The following is a 25,553-nucleotide window of genomic DNA, read 5'->3' as shown; positions in this document are numbered from 1 at the left end:
GAGCGAGCGAAGGCGTCGGCGACACTTCACTTCGCATCGGAGTAGCGCCCCACCGTCGCCGTCGTGAACGGGAACCGCACCGGTGTGTCCCCGAACGCGATCCGGCCGGCCGCGTCCCCGGCCGTACGGATCGCTTCGTCGACCTCCGGGGCCTCCTCGGCCGGGCAGTGCACGATCACCTCGTCGTGCTGGAAGAAGACCAGCTCCGCCCGCATCCCGGAGAGGGCCTGCCGCAGCGCGGCCAGCATCAGCAGCGCCCAGTCGGCGGCGCTGCCCTGTACGACGAAGTTGCGGGTGAACCGGCCGCGCGCGCGGGCGTTCACCGACGCGTACCCCGGCGTGAACTCGGCGTCGGACAGCGGCTCTTCCACGCCCTCCTGTGGGATACCCGCCTCGTCGGCCTCCGCCGCGCCCGCGGCGCGCGGGCTCGTCCGGCCCAGCCAGGTGCGCACCAGCCGGCCCTCCTCGCCCGCCTTCGCCGCGTCGTCCACATAGGCCACCGCCCGGGGGAACCGGCGGCGCAGGGCCGCCAGGTTCTTCAGGCCGTCCCCGCTGGTCTGCCCGTAGACGGCGCCGAGCAGCGCGAGCTTCGCGTGCTCCCGGTCACCGGAGAACGCCCGGTCGGACAGGCGCGTGTACAGGTCGTCCCCGTGGCCCGCCACCTCCATCAGGCCCGGGTCCCGGGAGATCGCCGCCAGCACCCGCGGCTCCATCTGGTCCGCGTCCGCGACGACGAGCCGCCAGCCGTCGTCGGCGACGACCGCCCGCCGTATGACCTTCGGGATCTGCAGGGCGCCGCCGCCGTTGGTCGTCCAGCGCCCGCTGACCGTGCCACCCGGCAGGTACTCCGGCCGGAAACGCCCGTCCCGCACCCAGTCCTGGAGCCAGCCCCAGCCGTGCGCCGTCCAGATCCGGTACAGCTTCTTGTACGCGATGAGCGGCCCGACCGCCGGGTGGTCGATCTCCTCGAGCTCCCAGCGGCGCGTCGAGCGCACCTTGATCCCCGCCTGGGCGAACGCCTTCACCACGTCGGCGGGGAGGTCCGGCCGCACCCGGCGGCCGAACGCCGCCGACACCTCGTCCGCCAGCTCCGCCAGCCGGCGCGGCTCGCCCCCGCCCGCGTACCGCTCGCCCAGCAGCTCGTGCAGGACGGTCCGGTGGACGTCCGCCCGCCACGGCAGGCCGGCCCGGGTCATCTCGGCGGCCACCAGCATCCCCGCCGACTCGGCCGCGGTCAGCAGCCGCATCCGGCCGGGGTGCTCGGCGGCCGTGTGCCTTCGGTGCTGGTCCGCGTACACCTCCAGCAGGCCCTCGAAGGGCACCTCCAGACGCGTCTGCGGCTCGAACAGGGGCGACTGCGCGCCCGGCTCGGCGGCCCGGAGCGGCGGATCGGCCGGTACGGGACGGTCGTGCAGCCGCGCCCAGGCCGCCGCCGCCGAGCGGGGCTCGCCCAGCCGCCCCTCGTGCCCGAGCAGCAACTGCTCGGCGTCCTCGATGTCGTAACACCGCTCGACCCGGACACCGGCCGCCAGGAGCCGTGGGTACAGCGCGGCCGTGGACCGCCACACCCACCGGCCGACGCCCGGCCGCGACCGCACCGCCTCGACCAGGTCGGGCTCGGTCAGCACCGGACCGGCGGGCAGGCCGTCCCCGCCGAGGGGGACGAGCCGCGCCCCGCCGCCCTCGGTGCCGTCCACCAGCCAGCGTTCGCTCACGCATGCGAGTCTGGCACCCGGCACTGACAACCGGCCGGCACTGACCGCGCTGCGAGAGCGTGCCGGTCCGGCCCCGCCCGGCTCCGGTACGGGTGCCGGGCCCCGGCGCTCACCGGCCGGTGCGGGCTGCGCCCAGGAGGGCCGAGGCGACGGCCACCACGGCGCAGCCGCCCAGGGCGGCGCCCAGCGTGCCCCAGGGGACCGTGATGGTCGCCGGGGCGGACAGGGAGGCAAGGGCGGCGCCGAGGCCGGCGAGGCCGACCGCCGCCACCGCCGCGCCGAGCACCGCGCCGACCGCGACCGCGAGGAGGGTTTCGCCGGCGACGACCGCCAGGACCTGGGGGCGTGTCGCGCCGGTCAGCCGGAGCGAGCGCAGTTCCCCACCCCGTACGGACGTGGCCATCGACAGCGTGCTGGCGAGGGATATCGCGGTGTAGACGAGGGCGATGCCCAGCACGACGAGGAGACCGAGCCGGGTCTGCGGGCTCGTGCGGGGCGCCGCCCATGCGTCGGTGGTGGTCACCGTGCCGCCGGTGGCGCGGAGCACGGCGGGGCCGGTGCCGGGCGGGAGCCGTACGTCGATCCGGTCGACCGCCGCCGCGCGGGCGTTGGCGGTCGTGACGTATGGGCCGTTGTCTCCCGTCCCGGTCGCGAGCACCGCCGCGATCCGCAGCGACACCTGCCGGCCGTCGCCCAGCCACACGTTTATGCGGTCGCCGACCGCCCGGTTTCCGGACTCGCTGTTCGCGATCTCCTGGTTGATCACGATCGAACCGTCGTCCAGGTTTCGTATGTCACCCGTCACCACGGGAAGCCGCGCCAGGACCGCGAAGGCGGCCGGGTCGGTGACCGCCCGCGCCTCGTACCGGACGACGGCCGACTCCCCGTCCCGGACGAAGACACCGGTGGACGCGGTGGGGGACAGGGTGGCGCCCGGGACCGGTATCGGTTGCAGGTTACGGCCCGTCACCACGTGGTCCGCCGCCGTCTGCTGCCGGGCCTCCGCCGCCTTGGACGCGGTCACCGTCCCGGCCGAGCCGAGCAAGGACCCGGCCAGCGCGACGGTCACCAGGACGGGCGCGGCGACGGCGGCGGTACGGCGCAGGGCGGCGGTCGCGTTCTCCCGCACCAGCATCCCCGTGGCGCCGGGCAGCGGCAGGGCGCGCGCCACGGGACGTACGAGCAGGGGGGCGAGCAGCGCCACCGCGGTGATCAGCACCATCGGCTGGGTCGTGTACGTCTTGCGCTTGAGCAGCTCCGACGGGTCGCTGAGCAGCGTCCAGGCGAGCAGGGCGGCGCCCATGACCAGCAGCGCCGCGCCCAGCAGGCGGCGGCCGAGGGGCAGGACGCCGCTGTCGACGTCGGCCTCGCGCAGCGCCTCCGCCGGGCCGGTGCGCCCCGCCCGGCGGGCGGCCGCCCAGGCGCCGGTGACGGCGACGGCCAGGCCGGTCCAGAAGGCGACGTGGAAGGGCCAGGCGGCGTCCCGGATCGTGAACCATTCGGGCGCGATCCCGCCCTCGACCAGGACCCTGGCCAGCTCCGGCGCACCCCACGCGCCCAGTGCGCACCCGGCGGCGGAGGCGGCGACCCCGACGAGGGCCGCCTCGGTGAGCAGCGCCCGCCGCACCTGCCCGGGCGTCGCCCCCGCCGTACGCAGCAGCCCGAACTCCCGGCGGCGCAGCGCCACCGCGAAGGCGAACGTCGACGCGACGACGAACACCGACACGAAGGCGGTGACCCCGCCGGCCGTGCCCAGCAGGGCGTTCACGGTGACCAGCGCCTCGGCGTCCCGCTCCGGCTCGGGGTCGGCCTGCCGCCGCTCGTCACCGGTCAGGACCCGGCCGCGGTCGCCGACGACCCGGTGTACGGCGGCGGGATCGGCGTCCACGCCGACGGCGTCCGGTCGCCCGTCCGTCGCCACCGGCCCGAGCGCCCGCAGTTCGGTGAGCAGTCGCGCGTCCACAGGGTGTGGATGGAACAACCGGTGCGACACGCGCCCGACGGTGAGCGTGTCCGTACCGATCACCACCACCGGCGAGGCCGCGAACCGCCGCGGTGCCCGCTCCGGCGCGTCGAACGTCGACGCCAGGCCCAGGCCCATGGTCACCAGCAGCCCCACCCCCAGGGCGACGGCGACGAAACTCCCGGCGAACGCCGCCCACCGGCTGCGCAGCCCACTCATCGCGAGGCTCAGGCTCAGCACGAGGCACGCTCCAGGGACTCCAGCCCGGCCATCCGGCCCGCGACCGCCTCGGCGGTGGGCGCGGTCAGCTCGCCGCTCACCCGCCCGTCCACCAGGAAGACCACCCGGTCCGCGTACGACGCCGCCACCGGGTCGTGCGTGACCATGATGACCGTCCGACCGTCCCGGTCCACCACCTCCCGCAGCATCCGCAGCACCTCCCGGCTCGTCGTGGTGTCCAGCGCCCCGGTCGGCTCGTCACCGAACAGCACGGCGGGCCGCGTGATCAGTGCCCGCGCGACGGCCACGCGTTGTCGCTGGCCGCCCGACAGCTTGTTCGGCCGGTGCCGCGCCCGGTCGGCCAGCCCCACGCGCGCGAGGGCGGCGCGCACCTCCGTGCGGGACGGCCGCCGCCCGGCCAGCCGCAGCGGCAGCGCGACGTTCTGCGCGGCGGTCAGCGACGGCAGCAGGTTGAACGCCTGGAACACGAACCCGATCCGGTCGCGCCGCAGCAGCGTCAGCCGCCGCTCGCTCAGCCCGCCCAGGTCGACCCCGTCGACCTCGACGCGCCCGCCGGTCGGCCGGTCGAGCCCGGCCGCACACCGGAGCAGCGTCGACTTGCCGGACCCGGACGGCCCCATGACGGCGGTGAAGGAACCGGCACGGAAGCCGAGGTCGACTCCGTCGAGCGCGGTGACGTCGCGGTACGCGCGACGAAGGGCGGTGAGCCGGACGGCGGTTGTGGTCATGCCTCAAGCGAACCGCTTTCGCCGCTCGTGATCACGACCGCTGGCAGGTGTCTTCGGGGTAGGGCCGGCCCTACCTGCGACCATGGAGGTGACGGGCGAGGAGGCACTTTCATGACAGCGGGGCACACGGGGACAGGCGTCGTCGAGCGGGCGCTCGCCGCCGCCCTGTACGCCGAGGACGACGCCGCCCTCGACACCGGCGCCTCGCTCCTCGCCGCCGACCCCGGCGCGGACGCGGAACTGGCCCGGCGCGGCGAGGAGTTCGTACGCCGGGCGTGGCAGCGCGGCTGGCAGCCGGCCGATGTCGTCCGGCTCGTACGCCGTGACCTGGACGAACACCATGTGCGGCTGGTCGCCGGGCTGATCGTCGCCGAGACCCGCGGGTACGAGCAGCTGCCGCCTCGCTGGGCCGCGCAGCTCGCCGAGCTGCCTTGCGGCGACTGGCGCGCCGACCGCTTCTCGTACGCCACGGCCGTGCTGGAGCTGTACCGGCTGCTCGCCCGCCTCCCCGCGATCGAGCCGGTCGGCCCCGTGCCCGGCGCGTCGCCGCTGCACACCGCGCCCGTGCACGGAGAGCCGCGCATGCTGGCCCGGATCCGGGCGCTGCTGGCCAAGGCGGAGGCGACCGGGTTCCCGGAGGAGGCCGAAGCGCTCACCGCGAAGGCCCAGGAGCTGATGGCCCGGCACAGTCTCGACGAGGCCGCCCTCGCGGCGCGTACGCACAGCGCGGAGGAGCCCGCCGCGATACGGATCGGCGTCGACGCGCCGTACGAGACGGCCAAGGCGATCCTGCTGGACGCGGTCGCGTCGGCGAACCGCTGCCGGGCGGTGTGGAACGAGGCGTTCGGCTTCTCGACGGTCGTCGGCTTCGAGCCGGACCTGGAGGTCGTCGAGCTGCTCCACACCTCGCTGCTGGTCCAGGGCATGGGCGCCATGGTCAAGGCGGAGGGGGAGCAGAGGGCGGGGGGACGGAAGCGTACGAAGACCTTCCGCCAGACGTTCCTGCTGGCGTACGCCCACCGGCTCGGCGACCGGCTCGCGTCCACCTCCCGCCGGGTCACCGCCGAGGAGCCGACGCTGCTGCCGGTCCTGGCGGCCCGGGACGTGGCGGTCACGGCCCGGGCGGACCGGATGTTCCCCGAGACGACGACGACCCGGGTCCGGGGCGCCACCGACGAGGCGGGCTGGCACCACGGCACGGCGGCGGCGGACCGGGCGCGGACGGACCACGGGCGGACGGACGGCCCGGGGCGGGGGCGGCTGCCCAAGTAGGGCGATCCCAAGTAGGGCGATCCCAAGCAGGGCAAACCCCAAGCAGGGCAAACCCCAAGCAGGGCAAACCAACCCATTACGCTCGACCCCATGAGCTGGCTCCGAGCGCTGAAGGCCACCGCCCGTTCGGGGCTGAAGGTCGAGCGGCGGCGCCTGGAGCCGCTGGTCGCGCTGCGCGGGGCCGCCGGGCTGGCGCTGGTCGTCGGGGCGAGCCTGGCGCTGTTCGGCACCGGTGTCGCCGTGAGTTCCGCGTTCGGCGCGTTCCAGGCGGCCATCGCCACCTTCCAGCGCAGCTGGCGCCCGCGCCCCACTCTCGCGCTCGCGTCCGGGGCCAGCCTCGCCGTGTCCACGTTCCTGGGGTACCTGACGGGCGCGCACCTCGTGCTCTTCCTCGCCCTGCTCGCGCTGTGGACGTTCCTGGCAGGCCTTGCCTGGGCCACCGGGCCCACCACCGGCATCATCGCCTCCTCCAACGTGGCGATCATGCTGGTCACCGTCACCCTCCCCACCTCCGTCGCGGACGCCGCCGGCCACGCCGCGATGATCGCCGTCGGGGGCCTGGTCCAGGCCGCGCTCGTCGTCCTGGTCCCCATCCGCCGCTGGGGCGCCCAGCGCGACGCGCTCGCCGACGCGCTGGCCGCCGAGGCCGACTACGCCCGGCGCCTCCGCCACGACCCGTACGCCCCGTTCGACCCCGTACCGCTCATGACCGCGCGCAGCGCCGCCGCCGTCACGCCCCACCAGGCCCGCCGCCGCCCCGCCGAACTGCACGGCGCGCGCGGGCTCGCCGAGCGCATCCGCCCGGTCCTCGCCTCGCTCGCCGACCCGGCCGTCGGCGTGGAGCGCGAGGGCCCGCAGCGCGACCGGGTGTGCGAACTGCTCGGAGCCGCCGCCTCCGTGCTCGACACCGCCGCCCGCGCCATCCGCCACGGCCGTCCCGCCACCCTCCCGCCCGCCGCCCTCGCCGCGCTGCGCACGCCCGACACGGGCGCCGTCCTGACCGGCCCGGCCCGTCGCGCGGCGACCCGCCTGGCCGCCCTCCTGGAGGATGTCGTCGAGACGGCGACGCCCACGGACCGGGCCGAGGTGGGCGAGCTGCGGGCGCGCCCGACCCTCCTCCAGCTCGTCCCCGTCGCCGTACGCACCATCCGGGGCGAACTGCGCCCCGCCTCCCCGGTCTTCCGGCATGCCGTCCGCGTCAGTGCCGTCGCCACGGGCGGGTACGCCATCGGTACGGCCCTGCCCCTTGGACACGGCTACTGGGCGCCGATGGCCGCCGTCATGGCCATGCGCCCGGACTTTACCCAGACGTACTCCCGCTCCGTGGCCCGCTTCTGCGGCACCCTCCTGGGCGTGGCGCTCGCCACGGGCGTGGTCCAGGCGGCGCACCCGGGCCGGTACACCTCGGCCGCGCTGGCGGTGGCCTGCGCCTTCGGGATGTACCTGCTGATGCGCACGGGGTACGCGGTCGGGCAGGTCTGTGTATCGGCGTACGTGGTGTTCCTGCTGGGCATGGGCGGTACGGAGTGGACGCAGACCGTTCCCGAGCGGGTGGTGCTGACGCTGCTGGGCGGTGTCCTCGCGATGGTGGCGTACGCCGTGTACCCGGCCTGGGAGACGCCCCGGCTGCGTACCCGGCTGGCCGACTGGCTGGCGGCGGACGGGCGCTACGCGGCCTGTGTGGTCGCCCACTACGCGGACCCGGCGGCGCGCGGCACGGCCGCCGTGCGCGAGACGCTGCTCGCCACCCGGGACGCGCGCGTGGCCTGGCAGGACGCCGTCGAACGGGCCGCCCACGAACCGGTCCGGCACCGGGGCCTGTCGCGCACCGCGGCTGCCGACGCGGGGGACGCCCTGGCGCAGCTGGGCCGGGTCGCCATGCTGATGGAGGCTCACCTCCCGGACCGCGACGCCGCCCCGCTGCCGGCCGCCGCCGATTTGGCGGAGGCGCTGCGCCACGCCACGGAGGAGGGGGCGAAGGCCGTCCGGGAACGCCGGGTCCCGCGCTGGGGCCCGGTGCGTGACGCCGTCGCCCGGTGGGACGCCGACACGGTGCCCGACTCCGTCGTACGCAATGGGGCGCGGCTGCTGCTGGAGGCCCTGGACGCGCTGTCGGACGCCCTTGAGGACGGCCCTTCTGAGGAGGGGTCTCTCGAGGAGGGCTCTCTTGAGGAGGGCTCTCTTGAGCAGGGGGACAACAAACAGGGGCAATGAGGCCGTGACCTCCCCAGGTCACGGTTTCGGCGGGACGGCCGCCTTGGTGAGCGTGTCCTTGACCCCGGCACTCCATGAGACGACCAGCTTCTCCTTGTCCGCGTCCGCGGAGCCCTTGGTACGAGCGGTGTAGCCGTCGTCGCACGTCAGGGTCAGTGTCACGGTGTCCGTGCCCTGGGCGGTGCCCTGGCAGACGTGCGCCTCGGCCAGCACCAGGGCGTGGCCCTTCTTGATGGTGAGGCTGACGGGCTTGCCGTCCGTGAGCCCCACCCACGACCCCTCGAACGCCGCCCCGGCCGCGGGGGAAGGGGAGGCGCTCGGGGACGCGGTGGGGCTGGTCACAAGTTTCCCGCCGTCGCCGGGGTCGTCGCCGCGCTGCTGGTCCCGGCCGCCGCCGCAGCCGGCCAGTGCGAGCACGGCAGCCGTGCCCGCCGCCGCGACGATCCCTGCCCGTACGAGCCTGTGCGCGTCCACGCCACGTCTCCCCAAATCGGTGTCGGAAACGCGCGACAAGCTACCAGCCGGTAGTTGCCTGCTACCAGGACGACTTGGTGACTCCGGGCAGGAAGCCCGCGTGCGCCTGCTGACGCACGTTCACCCGGGACAGCCCGAACTTCCGCAGGTGGCCGCGGGGGCGGCCGTCGACGCTGTCGCGGTTGCGTACGCGGGTGGCGCTGGCGTCGCGCGGCTGGCGCCGCAACTCGGCCTGGGCGGTGGCCCGTTCTGCCTCCGGGGTGCCGGGCCGCCGGATGATGTCCTTCAGCTCGGCGCGCCGGGCCGCGTACCGCTCGACGACCTCCTTGCGCCGCTCATTGCGCGCGATCTTGCTCTTCTTGGCCATCAGACCCTCACTCCCCGGGCGCGGATCCGGGCCACAGCGGCCTCGATCCCGATGGTGTCGACCGTCTTGATGCCCTTGGTGGACAGGGTGAGCCGGACGTACCGGCCCTCGCTCGGCAGCCAGTAGCGCTTGCGCTGGATGTTGGGGTCGAAGCGCCGGGGCGTACGCCGGTGCGAGTGCGAGATGCGATTGCCGAAGCCCGGCTGGGCGCCGGTCAGCTGGCAGTGGGCGGACAAGGGTGACCTACCTCTCTGAACGCTGTCTTGGTAATGGAGACCATTTCCACTTACTCTAACCCCATGGCCCGCAACGAACTCCGACCGATCATCAAACTCCGGTCCACCGCCGGCACCGGTTACACCTACGTGACCCGCAAGAACCGCCGTAACAACCCCGACCGCATGACGCTGCGCAAGTACGACCCGGTCGTCGGACGCCACGTCGACTTCCGAGAGGAGCGCTGACGCGCGATGAAGCCCGGAATCCACCCCCCGTACGAGCCCGTCGTCTTCCGTGACAAGGCGGGCGGCTTCGCCTTCCTGACCCGCTCCACCGCCACCAGCGACAAGACGGTCGAGTGGGAGGACGGCAACACGTACCCCGTCATCGACGTCGAGATCTCCTCCGCGAGCCACCCCTTCTACACGGGCCAGGCGCGCGTGCTGGACACGGCGGGGCGCGTGGAGCGGTTCGAGCAGCGCTACGGCCGGCGCCTCGGGGCCCGCTGATGCTGTCCGTCGCTCTTGTCGGCGGGCTGCACTCCGAGGCCCGCGCGGCCGCGGTCGAGCGGCTGCTCGCCACCGTTCCCGGCAGCGTGGCGCTCCACCACGACCTGGCGGCCGCCGCCGAGCGGGGCACGGTCACCCGTACCGTGCGCGACGCGACCGGTGTCCTGTCGACGGACGAGACACCGCTGGTCAACGACTGCGCGTGCTGCGCCCTGCGTGAGGACCTGGTGCCCGAGCTGGAACGGCTCGCCGACGCCGGGCTCACCCGGCTCGCGGTCGTCGAGCTCTGGGACTCGGTCGAGCCCAAGGCGATGGCCGAGGTCGTCGCGGCGGCCGGACTGACGGTCAGCTCGGTGATCACCGCCGTCGACCCGGCGCTGCTGTTGCCGTACCTCGGCAACGGCGACGACCTGATGGAAGCGGGGCTCGCGGCGGCCGCCACCGACCAGCGCACGGTCGCCGACACCTGGGCGCGCCAGCTGGAGTACGCGCCCGTGCTCGCCGTCCTCGACAGCCCCGAGGCCGACGACGAGGACCGCGCGCTGCTCGCCCAGCTCCACCCGACGGCCCGCCGGGTGCCGGTGCCGGACGGCGACCTGGCCGCCGCCGCGCTGGCCGGGTTCGACGTCGAGGCGGCGGCGGCCGCACAGCACCCGGCCTGTGCGCTGCTGCCCCAGGAGGCGGACGCGCACGGCGTCGGTACGTACGTGTGGCACCGGCGCCGTCCGTTCCACCCGGAGCGGCTGTACGCGGCGCTGGAGGACCTGTGCTGTGCGGCCGCGCGCAGCCGGGGGCGGTTCTGGCTGGCCGACCGGCCCGACACGCTGCTGGCGTGGGACGCGGCGGGCGGCGCCCTGTGCGTCGAGCCCGCCGGGCCGTGGCTCGCCTCGCTGCCGGACGCCGCCTGGGAGATGGTCCCGCCCGTGCGCCGGGCGGCGGCCGCGCTGGACTGGGACCCCGAGCACGGGGACCGCTGCCAGCACCTGGTCTTCACCTCGCCCGGCCTGGACCGCGAGGGGCTCGCCGAACTCCTCGACTCCTGCCTGCTCACCGACGCGGAGTACGCCGCGGGCCGCGAGGCCTGGAAGCGGCTCCCGCCCGCCTTCGACGCCCTCCTGGAGGTCTGACCCATGTCCCCCCGCCGCTCGGCCGAGCGCAAGCCCGCGAAGTCCCGCCCCAACCCGCTGGACCGCGACGGCATCACGTACATCGACTACAAGGACACGGACCTGCTGCGGAAGTTCATCTCCGACCGCGGCAAGATCCGCAGCCGCCGTGTGACGCGCGTATCGGCGCAGCAGCAGCGCCAGCTGGCCCGCGCGATCAAGAACGCGCGGGAGATGGCCCTGCTGCCGTACTCCTCGTCGGCGCGCTGACGTCCCTCGCGTACGCACGTTCGGTACAAGGCCCTCCTTCCAGGAGGGCCTTTTCGTATGTCGTGAGAGGAAGAAGGGAGCCATAAGGGCCCGTCGTACGTCTCTACTGGCGTACGGGGGAGTAGCACGAGGGCCTGTAACCGAGGGAACACACGGCGTGCACGTGCATCTGCACGCGCGTATGCATGTGAGTCGACGCTATGATCCCGATAGTTGACACCTGCATCATGTATCTCGGGGAGCGTCCTGTGCACCACGTGTACAACGGCATGGCGGCCACAGAGCTTCACGGCGTCGTGTGGCAGAAGAGCAGGCACAGCAACTCACAGGGCTCGTGCGTGGAGTTCGCCAAACTGCCCGGCGGCCATGTGGCTGTACGCAACTCCCGGCACCCCGACGGCCCGGCGCTGGTCTACACCCCGGCCGAGATAGAGGCTCTGCTGCTGGGCGTCAAGGACGGCGAATTCGACCACCTGACAGCCGGCTGAGCCCACTCGGGGGCCCGGGCCCGCGTCTGGGTCCAGGTCCGGGCCCGGCCCTAGCGGAGCGCCCCGCTAGGGGCGCCCCTGCGGCGTTCTACGGCGTCCGCCCCTGCGCCTGTTGGGCGTCCGGGAGGCGGAACAGGGCCCAGACCACCTTGCCGTGCAACGTGCCGGCCAGCGGGTGCCAGCCCCAGCTGTCGCTGAAGGACTCGACCAGGAACAGCCCGCGACCCGACTCCGCCGAGAAGTCCTCCTCCGACTCGCGCGTCGCCGGGCTGTCCGGGCTCGGGTCGCGCACCGCGCACACCAGCCGGCTCGCCCAGCGCATCAAGTGCAGCCGTACGGGCGGGTCGTGCGGGGCGTCGCGGGGCGTGTCGGCGGGCAGGGCGTGCCGGAGCGCGTTGGTGACGAGTTCGGACACGACCAGAGCGACGTCGTCGAACCGGTCGGTGAGGTCCCACTGGGCGAGCGTCGTACTGGTGAACTTCCGTGCGCCGCGCACCGCTTCGTAGCGGGCGGGCAGCGCGCACGAGGCGGAACTGGAGACGGAAGCGGCGTCGATCGGCGGAAGCCCCTGCCTTAAAGGCTCGAGCATGGTCGATCCATTCGTCCCCATGCGAGGCACTCCCGGGATTCGCGGCTGTGGTGCGACAACACGAACGGCTACGCAGGTGCGCGGGCTCCATGGTTCCGAATGCGACCATCCGATGCAAGGGCAGATGCACGTGCACGCGCCCGACCTGTCCACCCCCGTGCCGGTTGCTGGTCATATCTTCCCCCCATGACTTTCACCGGTAGGACCCCCGCAGGGGCGCCACTCGGTCAAGGCTTCGTCTTTCCGTAATCGAGCGAGTACGCGCTGAAGCGTTTTGGTGGCAGAATCCGGCGTCTCGGAGCTCGGGGGTGCTCCGTCGTACACATCAGCGATGGGGAGGGTTGGAGACGTGACCGCAAGTGAATCGAGCGGTTCCGTGGTGCGGCGCATCCTGCTGGGCTCGCAGCTGCGGCGGCTGCGTGAGTCGCGCGGCATCACGCGTGAGGCCGCCGGTTATTCGATCCGGGCGTCCGAATCCAAGATCAGCCGTATGGAGTTGGGCAGGGTGAGCTTCAAGGCGAGGGACATCGAGGACCTGCTCACGCTGTACGGCGTCACCGACGACACCGAGCGTGACTCCCTCCTCGGCCTCGCCCGGGAGGCCAACGTCGCCGGCTGGTGGCACAGTTACGGAGATGTGCTGCCGGGCTGGTTCCAGACGTACATCGGCCTGGAGGGCGCCGCCTCGCTCATCCGCATCTATGAAGTGCAGTTCGTGCACGGCCTGTTGCAGACGGAGGCGTACGCGCACGCCGTCGTCGCCCGTGGCATGCCGGACGCCCCGCAGGCCGAGATCGACCGGCGCGTGGCACTGCGCCTGGAGCGCCAGAAGGTGCTCGTCTCGGAGCGGGCACCGCGATTTCACGCCGTTCTCGACGAGGCCGCCCTGCGCCGCCCGTACGGAGACCGCGCCGTGATGCGCGACCAGCTCAAGCACCTGATCGAGGTCTCCGAGCAGCCCAATGTCACGCTCCAGGTCATGCCCTTCAGCTTCGGCGGCCACGCGGGCGAGAGCGGCGCCTTCACCATGCTCCGGTTCCCCGAGTCCGACCTCTCCGACATCGTCTACCTGGAGCAGCTGACGAGCGCGCTCTACCTCGACAAGCGCGAGGAAGTGGCCCAGTACGAGCGGGTCATGGCGCGGCTGCATCAGGACAGTCCGGGCCCCGAGGAAAGCCGCGACCTTCTCCGAGGTCTCCTCCAACTCACCTGACTCGCCAGTAGGATGACGTCTCATCAAACGTCTCGTCATGAGTCAGAGTGCGCGCCCTCGGGAAGGGATGGCATGTCCTACTTCACAGACCTGGCCCTGCAGTACATAGACGGTGAGTGGCGGGCCGGCGGCGGCTCGTGGGACATCATCGACTTCAATCCGTACAACGAGGAGAAGCTCGCCTCCATAACCGTGGCCACGGTCGAGGAGATAGACCAGGCCTATAGGGCGGCCGAGCGGGCACAGCGCGCGTGGGCGGACACCAATCCGTACACGCGCCGCGCCGTTTTCGAGCGGGCGCTGCGGCTCATCGAGGAGCGCGAGGCCGAGATCACCGAGGCGATCATCGCCGAGCTCGGCGGTACGCGGACCAAGGCCGGCTTCGAGCTGCACCTGGCCAAGGAGTTCATGCGCGAGGCGGTCAACCTGGCGCTGCGCCCCGAGGGCCGGATCCTCCCCTCGCCGGTCGACGGCAAGGAAAACCGTCTCTACAGGGTCCCGGTCGGCGTCGTCGGCGTCATCAGCCCCTTCAACTTCCCCTTCCTCCTCTCGATCAAGTCCGTCGCCCCGGCGCTCGCCCTCGGTAACGCGGTCGTCCTCAAGCCCCACCAGAACACGCCGATCCTCGGCGGCAGCCTGGTCGCGAAGATCTTCGAGGACGCCGGCCTGCCGGCCGGTCTGCTGAACGTCGTGATCACCGACATCGCGGAGATCGGTGACGCGCTGATCGAGCACCCGGTGCCCAAGGTCATCTCGTTCACCGGCTCCGACCGGGTCGGCAAGCACGTCGCCACCGTCTGCGCCGCCAACTTCAAGCGGTCCGTCCTGGAACTGGGCGGCAACAGCGCCCTCATCGTGCTGGACGACGCGGACATCGACTACGCGGTCGACGCGGCCGTCTTCAGCCGGTTCGTGCACCAGGGGCAGGTCTGCATGGCCGCCAACCGGGTGCTGGTGGACCGGTCGGTGGAGCGGGAGTTCACCGAGAAGTTCGTCGCCAAGGTGCGCACCCTGAAGACCGGCGACCCGGCCGACCCGGCCACGCACATCGGCCCGCTCATCAACGCCTCCCAGGCCGAGGCGGTCACGACGCTCGTCGACCAGACGGTCGGCGCGGGTGCGACGGCCCTGCTGCGGGGCGGCGCGGAGGGCAACGTCGTGGCGCCGACCGTACTGGCCGGCATACCGGCCGATTCGCCGGTCCTGGGCCAGGAGATCTTCGGCCCGGTCGTGATGCTCATCCCCTTCGACGGGGAGGAGGAGGCGGTACGGATCGCCAACGACACCCCGTACGGGCTCAGCGGGGCCGTGCACACGGGCGACGTCGAGCGCGGTGTACGCGTCGCCCAGCGCATCCACACCGGAATGATCCACATCAACGACGGCACCGTCCACGACGAGCCCATCGTGCCGTTCGGCGGCGAGAAGCACTCGGGCGTGGGGCGGCTGAACGGCGAGTCGACGGTGGACGCCTTCACCACGTACAAGTGGATCTCGATCCAGCACGGCAGGAGCCGCTTCCCCTTTCTGACGGCGGCGAGTCGAGGACAGAACCTGTCCGCAAGGGTCCGTACCTTGGTCGATGTAAGGCAAACGACCGGAAGGCGGACCAGGTCATGGTCACTCACGTTCCCGCAGAGGCTCACGGCGACGAGCGCGGCGCGCTGCTCTCCTTCATCGAGGCGCAGCGCGGCGCGGTCCGCCGCTCGGTGCTCGGGCTGACCGAGGAGCAGGCCGCGTCCCGGCCGAGCGCCAGCGAACTGTCGCTCTCCGGCCTGCTCAAGCACTGCGCCGAGATGGAGCTGACCTGGCTGCGGATGGCGCAGCGGAAGCCGAACGAGAAGCAGCGCACCGAGGCGACCTGGGGGGACAGCTTCCGGCTGGTGGAGGGCGAGTCGATCCAGGGGATCCTGGTGTTCTGGGACGGGGTGGCCAAGGAGACCGAGGACTTCCTGCGGACGGTGCCGAGCCTGGACGACACCTTCCCGCTGCCCGAGGCGCCCTGGTTCCCCAAGGACGGCCGCGTCTCGATGCGGTGGCTGGGCATGCACCTGGTCGAGGAGATCGCCCGGCACGCCGGGCACGCCGACATCATCCGCGAGTCGCTGGACGGTAGGGACGCGTTCGGGCTGATCGCCCTGGAGCATGCCTGACGTCCATCGGCTGCGCCCCGGGCTCCGCCCGCCTGCGTACCCTGGTCAAAATTGACTAGGAAGGTGCGTGAGGTGATGTCAGCGATCCGGTTGCTGGTTCTGGGTGCCGTGCGCCAGCACGGGCGGGCGCACGGCTATCAGGTCCGCAACGACCTGGAGTTCTGGGGCGCGCACGAGTGGTCCAACGCCAAGCCGGGCTCGATCTACCACGCGCTCAAGCAGATGGCCAAGCAGGGGCTGCTGCGGGCCTACGAGACCGCGCCGAGCACGGCGGGCGGGCCGCCGCGTACCGAGTACGAGATCACCGACGAGGGCACCGCGGAGTACTTCGCGCTGCTGCGCGAGGCGCTGACGGCGTACGACCAGAAGACGGACGTCCTGTCGGCGGGCGTCGGCTTCATCGTCGACCTGCCGCGCGAGGAGGCCGTCGCGCTGCTCAAGCGGCGGCTCGAGGGGCTGGAGCGGTGGCGGGCGGGCGTCACGGAGTACTACACGCCTGCGGACGGGCCGGAGTCGCTCGGTCACATCGGCGAGATCATGAACATGTGGGTGTACTCGGCCGACGCGGGTGCCGAATGGACACGCGGGCTGATCGAGCGCATCGAGGGCGGCGCGTACACGTTCGCGGGTGAGGGTGACCCCTTTGTGGGCGTGCTGGCGGAGGACCAGGAGAACCCGTACGCGACGGGGACTGCGCATCCGGACGACGCGCGCTGAGCTCTGGCTAATCAAGTTTGATTAATGAGTCGATCCGGTTTAGCGTTGTGTGGTAGTCAATTTTGATTACTGGCTGGGGAGGGATGCATGGCGGACGCGATCGTCGTCGAAGGCGTACGGAAGCGGTACGGCGACAAGCAGGCCCTGGACGGGCTGGACCTGGTGGTCGGGCGGGGCACGGTGCACGGCGTCCTGGGGCCGAACGGCGCCGGCAAGACCACCGCGGTGCGGGTGCTGGCCACGCTGCTGCGGCACGACGAGGGCACGGCCCGGGTGGCCGGGTACGACGTGCGGGCCCGCCCGGACGAGGTGCGGCGGCGGATCGGGCTGCTCGGGCAGCACGCGGCCCTGGACGAGGGGCTGAGCGGGCGGCAGAACCTGGAGATGTTCGGGCGGCTGCATCACCTGGGCGCCCGGCGGGCGGGCGCGCGGGCTGACGAGTTGCTGGAGCGGTTCGGGCTCGCCGACACCGGCCGCAAGGCGGTCAAGCAGTACAGCGGCGGGATGCGGCGGCGGCTGGACCTGGCCGCCTCGCTGATCACGGAGCCGGAGGTGCTGTTCCTGGACGAGCCGACGACGGGGCTCGATCCGCGCGGGCGGGCGGAAGTGTGGAACTCGGTGCGCTCCCTGGTGGGGGGCGGGACCACCGTCCTGCTCACCACGCAGTACCTGGAGGAGGCCGACCAGCTCGCCGACCGGATCTCGGTCGTCGACCGGGGCCGGGTCATCGCCGACGGCACGGCGGACGAGCTGAAGGGCAAGGTCGGCGGCGACCGGATCGACGTCGTCGTGCGCGACGTACGGCACCTGGCCGCCGCGGCCGCCCTGGTACCCGCGGGGGCCCACGTGGACGAGGACCGGCGGCTGGTCAGCGCCCCGGTCGAGGACCGGATGGCGGCGCTGACCCGGGTCGTACGGGACCTGGAGTCGGCCGGGATCGAGGCGGAGGACATCGCGGTGCGGCGGCCGACGCTGGACGAGGTCTTCCTGCACCTGACGGGCGAGCCGAAGGAGGTCTCGGCGGTATGACGGCGACCGGCACAGGAATGACGAGCACGACGGACACGAGCGGGTCCGGTCTGGGCCGGCTCGGATGGGCCCTGGCCGACTCGTGGACGATCACCCGGCGTGAACTGGCGCACTGGGCGCGTGAACCGGTGCAGATCGTCGTCGGGCTGGCCTTCCCCGTGATGATGCTGCTGATGTTCGGCTACCTCATCGGCGGCGGTCGCGGCGTGACCGGCGCGTACATCGACTTCCTCGTCCCCGGCATGTTCGCCCTGACCATGGCGTTCGGCCTCGAAGCGACCCTGCTGGCGGTCACGCAGGACCTCAACAAGGGCGTGATCGACCGGTTCCGGTCGATGCCGATGGCCGACGGCGCCGTGCTCGTGGGGCGTTCGGTCGCCGACATGCTCCAGTCGGTGCTCGGCCTGGCCGTGATGATCGGTGCAGGGTACGCGATCGGCTGGCGGGCGCACGGCGGCTTCGGCGCGTTCCTGGCGGCCGTGGCACTGCTGTTGCTGCTGCGGTTCGCGATGCTGTGGATCGGCATCCACCTCGCGATGGTGGCGGGCAGGCCGGAGCTCGTGCAGGCGGTGCAGATCCTCGTCTGGCCGGTCGCCTTCCTCTCCAACGCGTTCGCGGCGCCCGGCACGATGCCGGGCTGGCTGGGGTCGGTGGTCGAGTGGAACCCGCTGTCGTCGACCGCGACGGCGGTACGGGAACTGGTCGGCCCCCCGGGGACCGCCCAGGCCGCGGGGTCGTCGTGGGCGTCGCAGCACGCGGAACTGCTGGCGGTGGGGTGGCCGCTGGCGCTGCTCGCGGTCTTCTTCCCGCTGGCGGTGCGGAGATTCCGGCGGCTGAGCCGCTGAGTGGAACCTGACGGCGGTTCGCGGTGTATCCAAAGCAGCACGGTTCGCCGCGGACCGGCCCGAGGGCAGGGGGAGCTCCATGCACAGGTGTGCTCGCGTGATCGGGATGGTGATGGCGCTGTCGGCGTCGCTGCTGGCCGGGGGCTGTACGGGGGAGGGGGCGCCCGCCTCGCGGCCGCCGGCGCCGTCGGCTTCGGCATCGTCGTCGGCGCCGCCCCGGTCGGAGTCGCCGTCGTCCGTGCCGCCGTTGCCGCGTGTCCCGTCGGCCCCCGAGCTTCCCGGCTGGGCGCACAGCGTCGGATTCGCCGCCGACGGCAGCGGGTTCGTGCTGCTCGCGCAGTGCGTGGAGGACGAGGTGACGCCGGCGAACGGCTTCTGCCGCCAGCATGTCGCGGTGCTCGACAGGGGCGCGGCCCGCTGGGTGCTGCGCACCTCGCCGCTGCCGGAGGTGCACGGCACGGTGGGCGTCAGCGCGATGATCACGGTGCTGGGACCGGGGCGCGCGCTGATACAGGAAGCGAGCGAACGGCACCCGCTGCGTACGTGGTTCACGACGGACGCCGGCCGGTCCTGGCGGATGGGCGACCTGCGGGCGGCGGGCACGGCCGACGCGATACCCGAGGGTGCGGTGCTGTCCACGCAGTGCCCGGGGCCGGCCGGGGCGGTCGTGCAGGAGTGTGCGAGACCGCGGCTGGTGGTGATCTCACCCCAGGACGGCAAGGTCCGGTTCCTGGCGCGGGAACCGCGGCTCGGCGCCCACCCGGCGCCGGCGGGCGAGGCGGAGCCGGACGGGTCCTGGTGGGTGTCGGGCACCGATCCCCGCTCGGGCGGTACGGCGCTCGCCGTCTCCCGGGACGCCGGCCGGACGTGGACGGTGAGCCGGCTGCCCAGCCCCGGCGCCGATCCGGCGTGGGGCGTCGCGGTCTCGGTCGGCCCGGACGCGGTGTACGCCGCGGAGCGCGGCGAGGTGCCGGGCGTGGAGCCGGCCAAGAACCCGCTGCGCGCACTGCACCGCTCGGTGGACGGGGGCCGGACCTGGACGCGCGTGTGGGTGAGCGGCCCGCAGCGGGAGCCGCGCACACTGATGGGCGTGCCCGTCGCCGGCCCGGGCGGGCGCCTCGTGGTGCACGGGGAGCGGGGAACGTACGCCGGCGCCGACGGCGGCCGCACCTTCCGGGACGCGGGGCCCGGCATGTACCACGTCACGCGCGGGCGCCTGGGGTACCTGCGGTCGGCCGCCATCGGCTGCGCGTACGGGATATCACCGGACGGGGTGCGCTGGGTCACGTTCCGGCTGGCGTGCCAGGACTGAACGGACTTGCACCTCACGTTGCGTGAGGGCTCAGGCTGAGGTGCGTACCGAGAAGAAGGGAGCGGAGAGCCATGAGCTACTCCGTGGGGCAGGTCGCCGCTTTCGCCCACGTCACGGTGCGCACCCTGCACCACTACGACGAGATCGGGCTGCTCTCGCCGAGCGGCCGCAGCCATGCGGGACACCGGCGGTACGACGACGCCGACCTCGACCGGCTGCAGCAGATCCGGTTCTACCGGGAGCTGGGCTTCCCGCTCGACCAGGTCGCGGTCCTGCTCGACGACCCCGACGCGGACCCGCGGGAGCACCTGCGGCGCCAGCGCGAGCTGTTGTCCGCGCGGATCGCCGAACTGCAGAAGATGGCCGAGGCCGTCGAACACGCCATGGAGGCGAAGAAGATGGGCATCAACCTCACACCCGAGGAGAGGTTCGAGGTCTTCGGGGACAAGGATCCCGAGCAGTACGCGGAGGAGGCCGAGCAGCGCTGGGGCAACACCGAGGCCTACCGGGAGTCCCAGCGCCGTGCGGCCCGCTACACCAAGGCCGACTGGCAGCGGATGCAGGAGCAGAACGCCGACTGGGGCGTCCGCTACCAGGCCCTGATGTCGGAGGGCGAGCCGCCGACGGGCGAGCGGGCGATGGACGTGGCCGAGGAGCACCGCCGGCAGATCGCCACCTGGTTCTACGAGTGCCCCTTCGAGATGCACCGGTGCCTCGCGGACATGTACGTGTCGGACGAGCGCTTCACGGCCTTCTACGACGCCATGCGCCCGGGCCTGGCCGAACACCTCCACGCCGCCATCCACGCCAACGCGGACCGGCACGCCTGACGGACCCGGGCAGGGGGCGCCGAGCGGGGAGAAGGGGGCGGTGGAACCGGGAGGCGGGTGGAAGCGTTGATAGCTTTGGGCAGCCGTCCCCCGCCCACCAAAACCAGGAGCCCCGGAACCCGTGAATACGCTTGCGCTCGGACCGAGCTGGCTGGACCCGGACTATCTCATCGAGACCTTCGGCCTCATCGGCGTCCTGGTCATCGTCTTCGCCGAGTCCGGACTGCTGATCGGTTTCTTCCTGCCCGGTGACTCGCTGCTGTTCACCACGGGTCTGCTGGTCACCACCGGCGTGCTGGACACCCCTCTGTGGGTGGTGTGCACCCTGATCGTGCTGTCCGCGATCATCGGTGACCAGGTGGGCTACCTGTTCGGCCGCAAGGTCGGACCGGCCCTCTTCACGCGCCCGGACTCCCGCCTCTTCAAGCAGGAGAACGTGGAGAAGGCCCATGAGTTCTTCGAGAAGCACGGCCCGAAGTCGCTGATCCTCGCCCGGTTCGTCCCGATCGTGCGGACGTTCACGCCGATCATCGCCGGTGTGAGCCGGATGAACTACCGCTCGTTCATCACCTTCAACATCATCGGTGGCGTCCTGTGGGGCGCCGGCGTGACGCTGCTCGGGGCGTCGCTGGGCAACATCCCCTTCGTACACGAGCACATCGAGGCGATCCTGATCCTCATCGTGCTGATCTCGGTCGTCCCGATCGTGATCGAGTACCTGCGGGCCCGCTCGCAGAGCAAGAAGCAGCCGGTCGTCGAGGACGGGACACCGCCCGCCCAGCGCGGGCGGCACGCCAAGCGCTGACCTCGCTGACCTCAGGGCGCGGCGTCCTGGACCTGCTCCTCCTCCGCGGCCGTCATCGAGTGGACCAGCGGCGACAGGGCCGTACCGAGCAGGGTCGCCGCGGCGATCGAGCCGAGCGCGATGCCCCAGCCGACCGGCCCCAGCGGCGTGCAGCCGAAGAACTGGCTCACGCCCGGCGTCTGGATGACCGCGGCCAGCACCGCCGCCGACCCCAGGCTCGCCCCCAGGACGTTCCGGTCCAGGCCGCCCGTCGCGAGAGTCTGCGCCAGCTGCGTACCGACGACGGCGGCGAGCGCGACCGTGCTGGCCCGCTTGCGGCGGCCGGTGAGGCGGGCACCGGTCCACGCCAGCCCCGCGCCGGTCGCGGTGATGGCGCCGCGCAGCAGCATCTCGTGGGTGAGCGCGCTGCCGAGCGAGCGGCTCGGGCCCTCCGCGAGGAGCCGCTTCGCGGCCTGGCCGGCCGGTTCGCGCACGGCGATGGCCAGCGAGGGAGCCAGGTCGGTCAGCAGGTTGACCAGCATGATCTGGCGGGCGTTGAGCGGCGTGGCGCCGGTCAGCGTGGAGATCAGCACGCTGAAGGTGACCTCGCCGAGGTTGCCGCCGATGAGGATGCCCAGCGCGGCCCGCACCGACGCCCACATGGAGCGGCCCTCCATCAGTGCCGAGACGATCGTCTCCAGCCGGTCGTCGCTCACCACCAGGTCGGCCGCGGCGGTCGCGGACGGAGTGCCGCGCCGCCCGAGCGCGATGCCGATGTCGGCGAGCCGGATGGCGGGCGCGTCGTTGGCGCCGTCGCCGGTCATCGCGACGACCCGGCCGACGCGCTGGTACGCCTGGACGATACGGACCTTGTGGTGCGGGCTGCACCGGGCGATGACGTCGACGGTCGGCAGCAGCTCGTCCAGCTCGTCGTCGTCGAGTTCGTCCAGCTCGGCGCCCGTACAGACCTTGGGGTCCGTGACGTCGCTGATGGTGGACGCGATGGCGTCGGCGGTGGCCGGGTGGTCGCCGGTCAGCATCACGGTGTGCACGCCCGCCTCCCGCAGCCGCGCCGTCGCCGGAGCGGCGCCCGCCCGGACCGGGTCGGCCAGCGTGATGAACCCGAGGAAGGCCAGGTCCCGCACGCTGTCGTCGGTGAGGTCCTCGCCGGTGTCCATCCGGCGCTCCGCCACCGCCAGCACCCGCCGCCCGGCGCCCGCCAGCTCCTCCGCCTCGGCGGTCAGCCCGGCGAGCCCCTCGTCGTCCAGCGCCTCGGCCCGGCCGTCGGGGGTCCGGCGCCGCGCGCAGCGGTCCAGTACGTTCTCGGGCGCGCCCTTCACGCTCAGCAGCAGGCCGTGCGCGGTCTGCCCGGACGTGGCGTGGTAGGCGCGGGACGGCTCGAACGGCAGCGTGTCCAGCCGCCGCCAGCGCGCCGCCCCCTGCCGTACCGACACCTTGGCGCCGCGCGCGCCGGCCGTCACCGCGCGGTCGGTCTGGTGCGCCATGGGTTCGGCCTGCCGGGCGGGCGGGGTGGCCCGTAGCGCCGCGGCGAGGACGTCCTTGTGCCGGCCGTCGAGCTGGTCCAGCGGCACGGCGCCGTCCCCGTCGCTCACCGCCGCCAGCTGCAGCTTGCCCTCCGTGAGGGTTCCGGTCTTGTCGAAGCACAGCACGTCGGCGCGGCCGAGCGCCTCGATGGTGCGCGGGTTGCGGACGAGGGCGCCGACGTCGGCCAGGCGCCGGGCGGCGGCCAGCTGGGCGGCGTTGACCAGGAAGGGCAGGCCTTCCGGTACGGAGGCGACGGCGAGGTTGACCGCGGAGGCGAGGTTGTCGGCGAGCGGCCGCCCGTGCAGCAGGCCCGACGCGGTGACCGCGCTGGCCGACCCGATCGCGATCGGCAGGCTGGACCGGGTCAGCGAGGCGAGCCGGGCCTCCACACCCGTCTCCGGCGCGGCCTGCCGCGCGGTGGCGAGGCTGCGCCCGACCTCGGTGCTCGAACCGGTCGCCACGACCACGGCCACGCCCCGGCCGGAGGAGACGGTGGTGCCCTCGTACACCATGGAGCGGCGTCCGGTGATGTCGGTGGCGACCACCGGCGCCGGGTCCTTGTGGACGGCGAGGGACTCGCCGGTCAGCGACGACTCGTCGACCTCCAGCCCCTCGGCCTCCACCAGCCGGCAGTCCGCCGGTACGACGTCCTCGGGCCGCAGCAGGACGATGTCGCCCTCCACCAGGTCACCGGCCGTCACCAGCCGCTCGCGGCCCCCGCGGCGTACGCGTGCGCCGACGGCGGAGCGGGCGAAGAGCTCCGCGAGGGCGCGTTCGGTCCGTACCCGCTGGAAGCCGCCGATGAGGGCGGAGGTGCCGGTGATGGCGGCCACCAGCATGGCGTCGGTACGCGAGCCGACGGCGGTCGCGAGGGCCGCGCCACCGGCCAGGACGGGCGTCAGCGGGTTGGCCAGCTCCTCGATGAAGGCGGACGGCAGGGTGAGCCGGGCGGGTTCGTTGCCGCCGCGGGGACCGCCGCTGCGGCCCGCCGCCTCGTCGGCGGTCAGGCCGTCGGTGGTGGTACGCAGCCGCTCCAGGACCCGTTCCGTGGGCATCAGGTGCCAGGGCACGGTGGTCACGGGCGGGGCGAGGGGCCGGGCGAGCAGTTGCCTCGTACGCCAGGCGCCCATGCAGAACGCCACGCTCGCGGCGGTGGTCCCGGCCGCCATGCCCCGGGCGGCGGCCTGCGCGGGCTGGGCCTGGAGCGCGGCGACCGCGCCGACGCCGCTGCCGCCCGCGGCGAGCACGGTGGAGTCCCGGTCCACGCGCGCGGCCGCGCCGACGGCGTCCACGATGATCCCCGCCGATTCGAGGTCGGAGCCGACGATCAGGTGGGCGCCCCAGGCGGGCGGCTCGCCGTCACGGTGCACGCCGACGCCGCAGTCGGCCACGCCCAGCGCCCGCCGGTTGCCGGAGACCAGCAGCACGACCGCGCCGTCGGCCTGGAGGCCGCGTACGGAGGCGACCAGGCGCCCGCCCGCCGGGACCACCGCGTCGGCGAACGTGAACGCCGGTGCCTCGCGGTCGGTCGCCAGCACCACCCGGGCGCCCGCGCGCCGGGCGGCCGCCGCGACCGCCTCGGCGCCCGGCGCCGTCTGCGTACCGAGCCCCGCCACCGCCTGCAGCCTGCGCCCCTTGGCCAGCCCGAGCGTCCGCTCGGCGCCCCGGCGCCGCAGCCGCGCCTCCGCCTGGCGTCCGGTACGCCCGGACAGATCGAGTTCGTCGAGCGGGCCCAGCACCCAGCCGTCGTCGTCGCGGGCGGTCCCCAGGGGCGCGTCGGCGTCGAACAGCGTGAAGAGCCGCTCGGCGGTCCGCTCCGGGTCGGCGCCGCTGAGCAGCTCCAGGTCCACGGGTTCGTACTGGTCGCTGCGGAGCGCGTCCTCCTCCAGGACGACGGTGTCCACCTGACCGAGCCGCCGCAGGGCGCCCCGGTCCATGGTGACGACGCCGCGCAGCGCCAAGGCCCGGCCCAGGCTGGTGGCGAAGCCCTCGCGGCCGGCCTCCGGGGCCTTCGGTACGGCGGACAGGGCGACGGCCAGGCCCTTCCGGAGGCCCGCGAAGGGGACGCTGAGGCCCCCGGCGGTCAGGCCCGCGACCATGGCCCGCTCGGCGTAGCGGTCCACCGAGTCCTTGGGCGTCGGCCCGGCGCGGTCCACGACGAGCGGCTCCGCCTCGGCGTCCTCCGGCCCGTGGACGAGGTCGGGCTCCGCGTCGGCCCACGCCTTGCGTTCCGCGGTGGCCTCCCGCCACTGGGCGACCCTTTCGAGTACGTCGAGGGCGAGCCCGCCACCCCTTGTGGCCACGCCCTGCGCGAGGGCGCTGACCACGGGCAGGACCGACTCGGCCTGCTCGACGCTGCTCAGGTCGGCGACCAGGTGGCGCAGGTCCGGGTGGTGCTGGAGGGCGCCTGCGACCGCCGCCACCTCGGGCGGCAGCCGGAACCACGGGGCCAGCTGCCGTACGGAGGCGATGGCGAGCCCCGCGGTGTCGGCGGCCAGCGCGGGCACCGACTGGCGGGTCCTGGGGCCCTCGCAGGGGTGGTGCGGTTCGGGACACCACTCGTCGAACTCGTCGATGTGCGCGGCCAGCTGCCCCTCCGCGCGCTCGACGAGCGCGACCAGCTCGCGGTCGGACGGCGGCGGAGCGGACACGGCCACCACCACCCGCTCGGACGGCGCGTTGACCCGGGCCCACAGCACCCTCGGGTGCCCCTCCAGGGCGCGCTCGACGCGCCGGGCGACCCGCTCGCCGCCGACGCCGTGCACGCCGTGCACCTCGATGTAGCAGCGGCCGGGCCGCCACCACACGCCGCGCTGCGGCAACCCGATGAGCTGCGCGGCCACGTCGGCGGCCCCGCGCACCCCGGCCGCGACCCCGTAGGTCACGCCGGACGCTATCGGCCCGAGCAATTGCAACGGTGACATGGGCTGGTGCCTCCGGTCCGATTCAGTCGTCCCGGAACGGATACCCT

23 protein-coding genes and 1 pseudogene are annotated in these 25,553 nt (G+C 73.4%); 16 read left to right on the top strand and 8 right to left on the bottom strand.

Annotated features, from left to right (window positions below; all coding sequences use genetic code 11):
* Positions 1 to 26: 26 nt before the first annotated feature.
* The 3 genes from BKD26_RS13550 to BKD26_RS13540 all read right to left on the bottom strand — a co-directional run bounded on the left by BKD26_RS13550 (position 27) and on the right by BKD26_RS13540 (position 4,646).
* Positions 27 to 1,715 (bottom strand): bifunctional 3'-5' exonuclease/DNA polymerase, encoded by a 1,689-nt coding sequence (locus BKD26_RS13550; RefSeq protein WP_084898087.1) that lies wholly within the window; start codon positions 1,713 to 1,715, stop codon positions 27 to 29.
* Between the two features lie 109 nt (positions 1,716 to 1,824).
* A complete protein-coding gene (locus tag BKD26_RS13545; RefSeq protein ID WP_084898478.1) occupies positions 1,825 to 3,897 on the bottom strand; it encodes an FtsX-like permease family protein in 2,073 nt (690 codons plus the stop codon).
* 14 nt (positions 3,898 to 3,911) lie between these two features.
* A complete protein-coding gene (locus BKD26_RS13540; protein ID WP_084898086.1) occupies positions 3,912 to 4,646 on the bottom strand; it encodes an ABC transporter ATP-binding protein in 735 nt (244 codons plus the stop codon).
* Positions 4,647 to 4,757: 111 nt separating this feature from the next.
* Between BKD26_RS13540 and BKD26_RS13535 the strand changes: the two genes are divergently transcribed.
* Both BKD26_RS13535 and BKD26_RS13530 read left to right on the top strand, forming a co-directional pair.
* Positions 4,758 to 5,918, top strand: a complete 1,161-nt coding sequence (locus BKD26_RS13535) for a DUF2786 domain-containing protein (protein ID WP_084898085.1) — start codon at positions 4,758 to 4,760, stop codon at positions 5,916 to 5,918.
* A gap of 90 nt (positions 5,919 to 6,008) precedes the next feature.
* The gene (locus tag BKD26_RS13530) at positions 6,009 to 8,132 is read left to right on the top strand and encodes an FUSC family protein (RefSeq protein WP_084898084.1); all 2,124 of its coding nucleotides are present in this window, start codon (positions 6,009 to 6,011) and stop codon (positions 8,130 to 8,132) included.
* 18 nt (positions 8,133 to 8,150) lie between these two features.
* Here BKD26_RS13530 and BKD26_RS13525 read toward each other — a convergent pair whose 3' ends face one another.
* The 3 genes from BKD26_RS13525 to rpmB all read right to left on the bottom strand — a co-directional run bounded on the left by BKD26_RS13525 (position 8,151) and on the right by rpmB (position 9,209).
* Positions 8,151 to 8,606 carry a hypothetical protein gene (locus BKD26_RS13525; RefSeq protein WP_084898083.1) on the bottom strand — a complete coding sequence of 152 codons (456 nt, stop codon included), beginning with the start codon at positions 8,604 to 8,606 and terminating at the stop codon, positions 8,151 to 8,153.
* Between the two features lie 61 nt (positions 8,607 to 8,667).
* On the bottom strand, positions 8,668 to 8,973 hold the full coding sequence (rpsN, locus tag BKD26_RS13520) for a 30S ribosomal protein S14 (RefSeq protein WP_084898082.1): 306 nt from the start codon (positions 8,971 to 8,973) through the stop codon (positions 8,668 to 8,670).
* Entirely contained in the window at positions 8,973 to 9,209 is a 237-nt protein-coding gene (gene rpmB, locus BKD26_RS13515) for a 50S ribosomal protein L28 (protein WP_084898081.1), read from the bottom strand. The genes rpsN and rpmB overlap by 1 nt, the downstream gene beginning before the upstream one ends.
* A gap of 63 nt (positions 9,210 to 9,272) precedes the next feature.
* Between rpmB and rpmG the strand changes: the two genes are divergently transcribed.
* The 5 genes from rpmG (at position 9,273) to BKD26_RS13490 (ending at position 11,565) form a co-directional block, all read left to right on the top strand.
* On the top strand, positions 9,273 to 9,437 hold the full coding sequence (gene rpmG / locus BKD26_RS13510) for a 50S ribosomal protein L33 (RefSeq protein ID WP_073756961.1): 165 nt from the start codon (positions 9,273 to 9,275) through the stop codon (positions 9,435 to 9,437).
* A gap of 6 nt (positions 9,438 to 9,443) precedes the next feature.
* Positions 9,444 to 9,701: a type B 50S ribosomal protein L31 gene (locus BKD26_RS13505; protein ID WP_084898080.1), complete on the top strand. Its 258-nt coding sequence runs from the start codon at positions 9,444 to 9,446 to the stop codon at positions 9,699 to 9,701.
* Positions 9,701 to 10,828 carry a GTP-binding protein gene (locus tag BKD26_RS13500; protein ID WP_084898079.1) on the top strand — a complete coding sequence of 376 codons (1,128 nt, stop codon included), beginning with the start codon at positions 9,701 to 9,703 and terminating at the stop codon, positions 10,826 to 10,828. Before BKD26_RS13505 ends, BKD26_RS13500 begins: the two co-directional genes overlap by 1 nt.
* Positions 10,829 to 10,831: 3 nt before the next feature.
* On the top strand, positions 10,832 to 11,077 hold the full coding sequence (rpsR, locus tag BKD26_RS13495; protein WP_073756964.1) for a 30S ribosomal protein S18: 246 nt from the start codon (positions 10,832 to 10,834) through the stop codon (positions 11,075 to 11,077).
* Positions 11,078 to 11,325: 248 nt separating this feature from the next.
* On the top strand, positions 11,326 to 11,565 hold the full coding sequence (locus BKD26_RS13490) for a DUF397 domain-containing protein (RefSeq protein ID WP_073756965.1): 240 nt from the start codon (positions 11,326 to 11,328) through the stop codon (positions 11,563 to 11,565).
* Positions 11,566 to 11,653: 88 nt separating this feature from the next.
* Here the strand turns inward: BKD26_RS13490 and BKD26_RS13485 are convergent, their stop codons facing one another.
* Positions 11,654 to 12,175 carry an ATP-binding protein gene (locus BKD26_RS13485; protein WP_084898078.1) on the bottom strand — a complete coding sequence of 174 codons (522 nt, stop codon included), beginning with the start codon at positions 12,173 to 12,175 and terminating at the stop codon, positions 11,654 to 11,656.
* A 310-nt stretch (positions 12,176 to 12,485) separates the two neighbouring features.
* On the opposite strand from BKD26_RS13485, the gene BKD26_RS13480 reads away from it, so the two are divergent.
* The 9 genes and pseudogenes from BKD26_RS13480 to BKD26_RS13440 all read left to right on the top strand — a co-directional run bounded on the left by BKD26_RS13480 (position 12,486) and on the right by BKD26_RS13440 (position 21,058).
* Entirely contained in the window at positions 12,486 to 13,367 is an 882-nt protein-coding gene (locus tag BKD26_RS13480) for a helix-turn-helix transcriptional regulator (protein ID WP_084898077.1), read from the top strand.
* Between the two features lie 72 nt (positions 13,368 to 13,439).
* Positions 13,440 to 14,894: pseudogene (locus BKD26_RS13475) on the top strand (aldehyde dehydrogenase family protein); the annotation flags it as partial.
* Between the two features lie 89 nt (positions 14,895 to 14,983).
* Positions 14,984 to 15,520 carry a DinB family protein gene (locus BKD26_RS13470; RefSeq protein ID WP_084898076.1) on the top strand — a complete coding sequence of 179 codons (537 nt, stop codon included), beginning with the start codon at positions 14,984 to 14,986 and terminating at the stop codon, positions 15,518 to 15,520.
* A gap of 75 nt (positions 15,521 to 15,595) precedes the next feature.
* Positions 15,596 to 16,237: a PadR family transcriptional regulator gene (locus BKD26_RS13465; RefSeq protein WP_084898075.1), complete on the top strand. Its 642-nt coding sequence runs from the start codon at positions 15,596 to 15,598 to the stop codon at positions 16,235 to 16,237.
* Positions 16,238 to 16,324: 87 nt separating this feature from the next.
* Positions 16,325 to 17,266 (top strand): ATP-binding cassette domain-containing protein, encoded by a 942-nt coding sequence (locus BKD26_RS13460; RefSeq protein WP_084898074.1) that lies wholly within the window; start codon positions 16,325 to 16,327, stop codon positions 17,264 to 17,266.
* A 17-nt stretch (positions 17,267 to 17,283) separates the two neighbouring features.
* Entirely contained in the window at positions 17,284 to 18,111 is an 828-nt protein-coding gene (locus BKD26_RS13455; RefSeq protein WP_084898073.1) for an ABC transporter permease, read from the top strand.
* 106 nt (positions 18,112 to 18,217) lie between these two features.
* On the top strand, positions 18,218 to 19,423 hold the full coding sequence (locus BKD26_RS13450) for a sialidase family protein (RefSeq protein ID WP_241518675.1): 1,206 nt from the start codon (positions 18,218 to 18,220) through the stop codon (positions 19,421 to 19,423).
* Between the two features lie 71 nt (positions 19,424 to 19,494).
* The gene (locus BKD26_RS13445) at positions 19,495 to 20,253 is read left to right on the top strand and encodes a MerR family transcriptional regulator (RefSeq protein WP_084898072.1); all 759 of its coding nucleotides are present in this window, start codon (positions 19,495 to 19,497) and stop codon (positions 20,251 to 20,253) included.
* Positions 20,254 to 20,374: 121 nt separating this feature from the next.
* Positions 20,375 to 21,058 carry a VTT domain-containing protein gene (locus BKD26_RS13440; protein WP_084898071.1) on the top strand — a complete coding sequence of 228 codons (684 nt, stop codon included), beginning with the start codon at positions 20,375 to 20,377 and terminating at the stop codon, positions 21,056 to 21,058.
* Positions 21,059 to 21,069: 11 nt separating this feature from the next.
* Here the strand turns inward: BKD26_RS13440 and BKD26_RS13435 are convergent, their stop codons facing one another.
* A complete protein-coding gene (locus BKD26_RS13435; RefSeq protein WP_241518628.1) occupies positions 21,070 to 25,467 on the bottom strand; it encodes a cation-transporting P-type ATPase in 4,398 nt (1,465 codons plus the stop codon).
* Between the last annotated feature and the right edge of the window lie 86 nt (positions 25,468 to 25,553).

It is taken from the genome of Streptomyces sp. CB03238, from assembly GCF_002099185.1.
Classification (GTDB): domain Bacteria; phylum Actinomycetota; class Actinomycetes; order Streptomycetales; family Streptomycetaceae; genus Streptomyces.
This window is presented reverse-complemented; position numbering and strand designations above follow the sequence as displayed.

Coding starts and splice junctions, on each gene's coding strand:
- BKD26_RS13545 (WP_084898478.1), bottom strand. CDS start 3,897: ATGAGTGGGCTGCGCAGCCGGTGGGCGGCGTTCGCCGGGAGTTTCGTC.
- BKD26_RS13540 (WP_084898086.1), bottom strand. CDS start 4,646: ATGACCACAACCGCCGTCCGGCTCACCGCCCTTCGTCGCGCGTACCGC.
- BKD26_RS13535 (WP_084898085.1), top strand. CDS start 4,758: ATGACAGCGGGGCACACGGGGACAGGCGTCGTCGAGCGGGCGCTCGCC.
- BKD26_RS13530 (WP_084898084.1), top strand. CDS start 6,009: ATGAGCTGGCTCCGAGCGCTGAAGGCCACCGCCCGTTCGGGGCTGAAG.
- rpsN (WP_084898082.1), bottom strand. CDS start 8,973: ATGGCCAAGAAGAGCAAGATCGCGCGCAATGAGCGGCGCAAGGAGGTC.
- rpmG (WP_073756961.1), top strand. CDS start 9,273: ATGGCCCGCAACGAACTCCGACCGATCATCAAACTCCGGTCCACCGCC.
- BKD26_RS13505 (WP_084898080.1), top strand. CDS start 9,444: ATGAAGCCCGGAATCCACCCCCCGTACGAGCCCGTCGTCTTCCGTGAC.
- BKD26_RS13500 (WP_084898079.1), top strand. CDS start 9,701: ATGCTGTCCGTCGCTCTTGTCGGCGGGCTGCACTCCGAGGCCCGCGCG.
- rpsR (WP_073756964.1), top strand. CDS start 10,832: ATGTCCCCCCGCCGCTCGGCCGAGCGCAAGCCCGCGAAGTCCCGCCCC.
- BKD26_RS13485 (WP_084898078.1), bottom strand. CDS start 12,175: ATGGGGACGAATGGATCGACCATGCTCGAGCCTTTAAGGCAGGGGCTT.
- BKD26_RS13480 (WP_084898077.1), top strand. CDS start 12,486: ATGGGGAGGGTTGGAGACGTGACCGCAAGTGAATCGAGCGGTTCCGTG.
- BKD26_RS13470 (WP_084898076.1), top strand. CDS start 14,984: ATGGTCACTCACGTTCCCGCAGAGGCTCACGGCGACGAGCGCGGCGCG.
- BKD26_RS13465 (WP_084898075.1), top strand. CDS start 15,596: ATGTCAGCGATCCGGTTGCTGGTTCTGGGTGCCGTGCGCCAGCACGGG.
- BKD26_RS13460 (WP_084898074.1), top strand. CDS start 16,325: ATGGCGGACGCGATCGTCGTCGAAGGCGTACGGAAGCGGTACGGCGAC.
- BKD26_RS13455 (WP_084898073.1), top strand. CDS start 17,284: ATGACGAGCACGACGGACACGAGCGGGTCCGGTCTGGGCCGGCTCGGA.
- BKD26_RS13450 (WP_241518675.1), top strand. CDS start 18,218: ATGGTGATGGCGCTGTCGGCGTCGCTGCTGGCCGGGGGCTGTACGGGG.
- BKD26_RS13445 (WP_084898072.1), top strand. CDS start 19,495: ATGAGCTACTCCGTGGGGCAGGTCGCCGCTTTCGCCCACGTCACGGTG.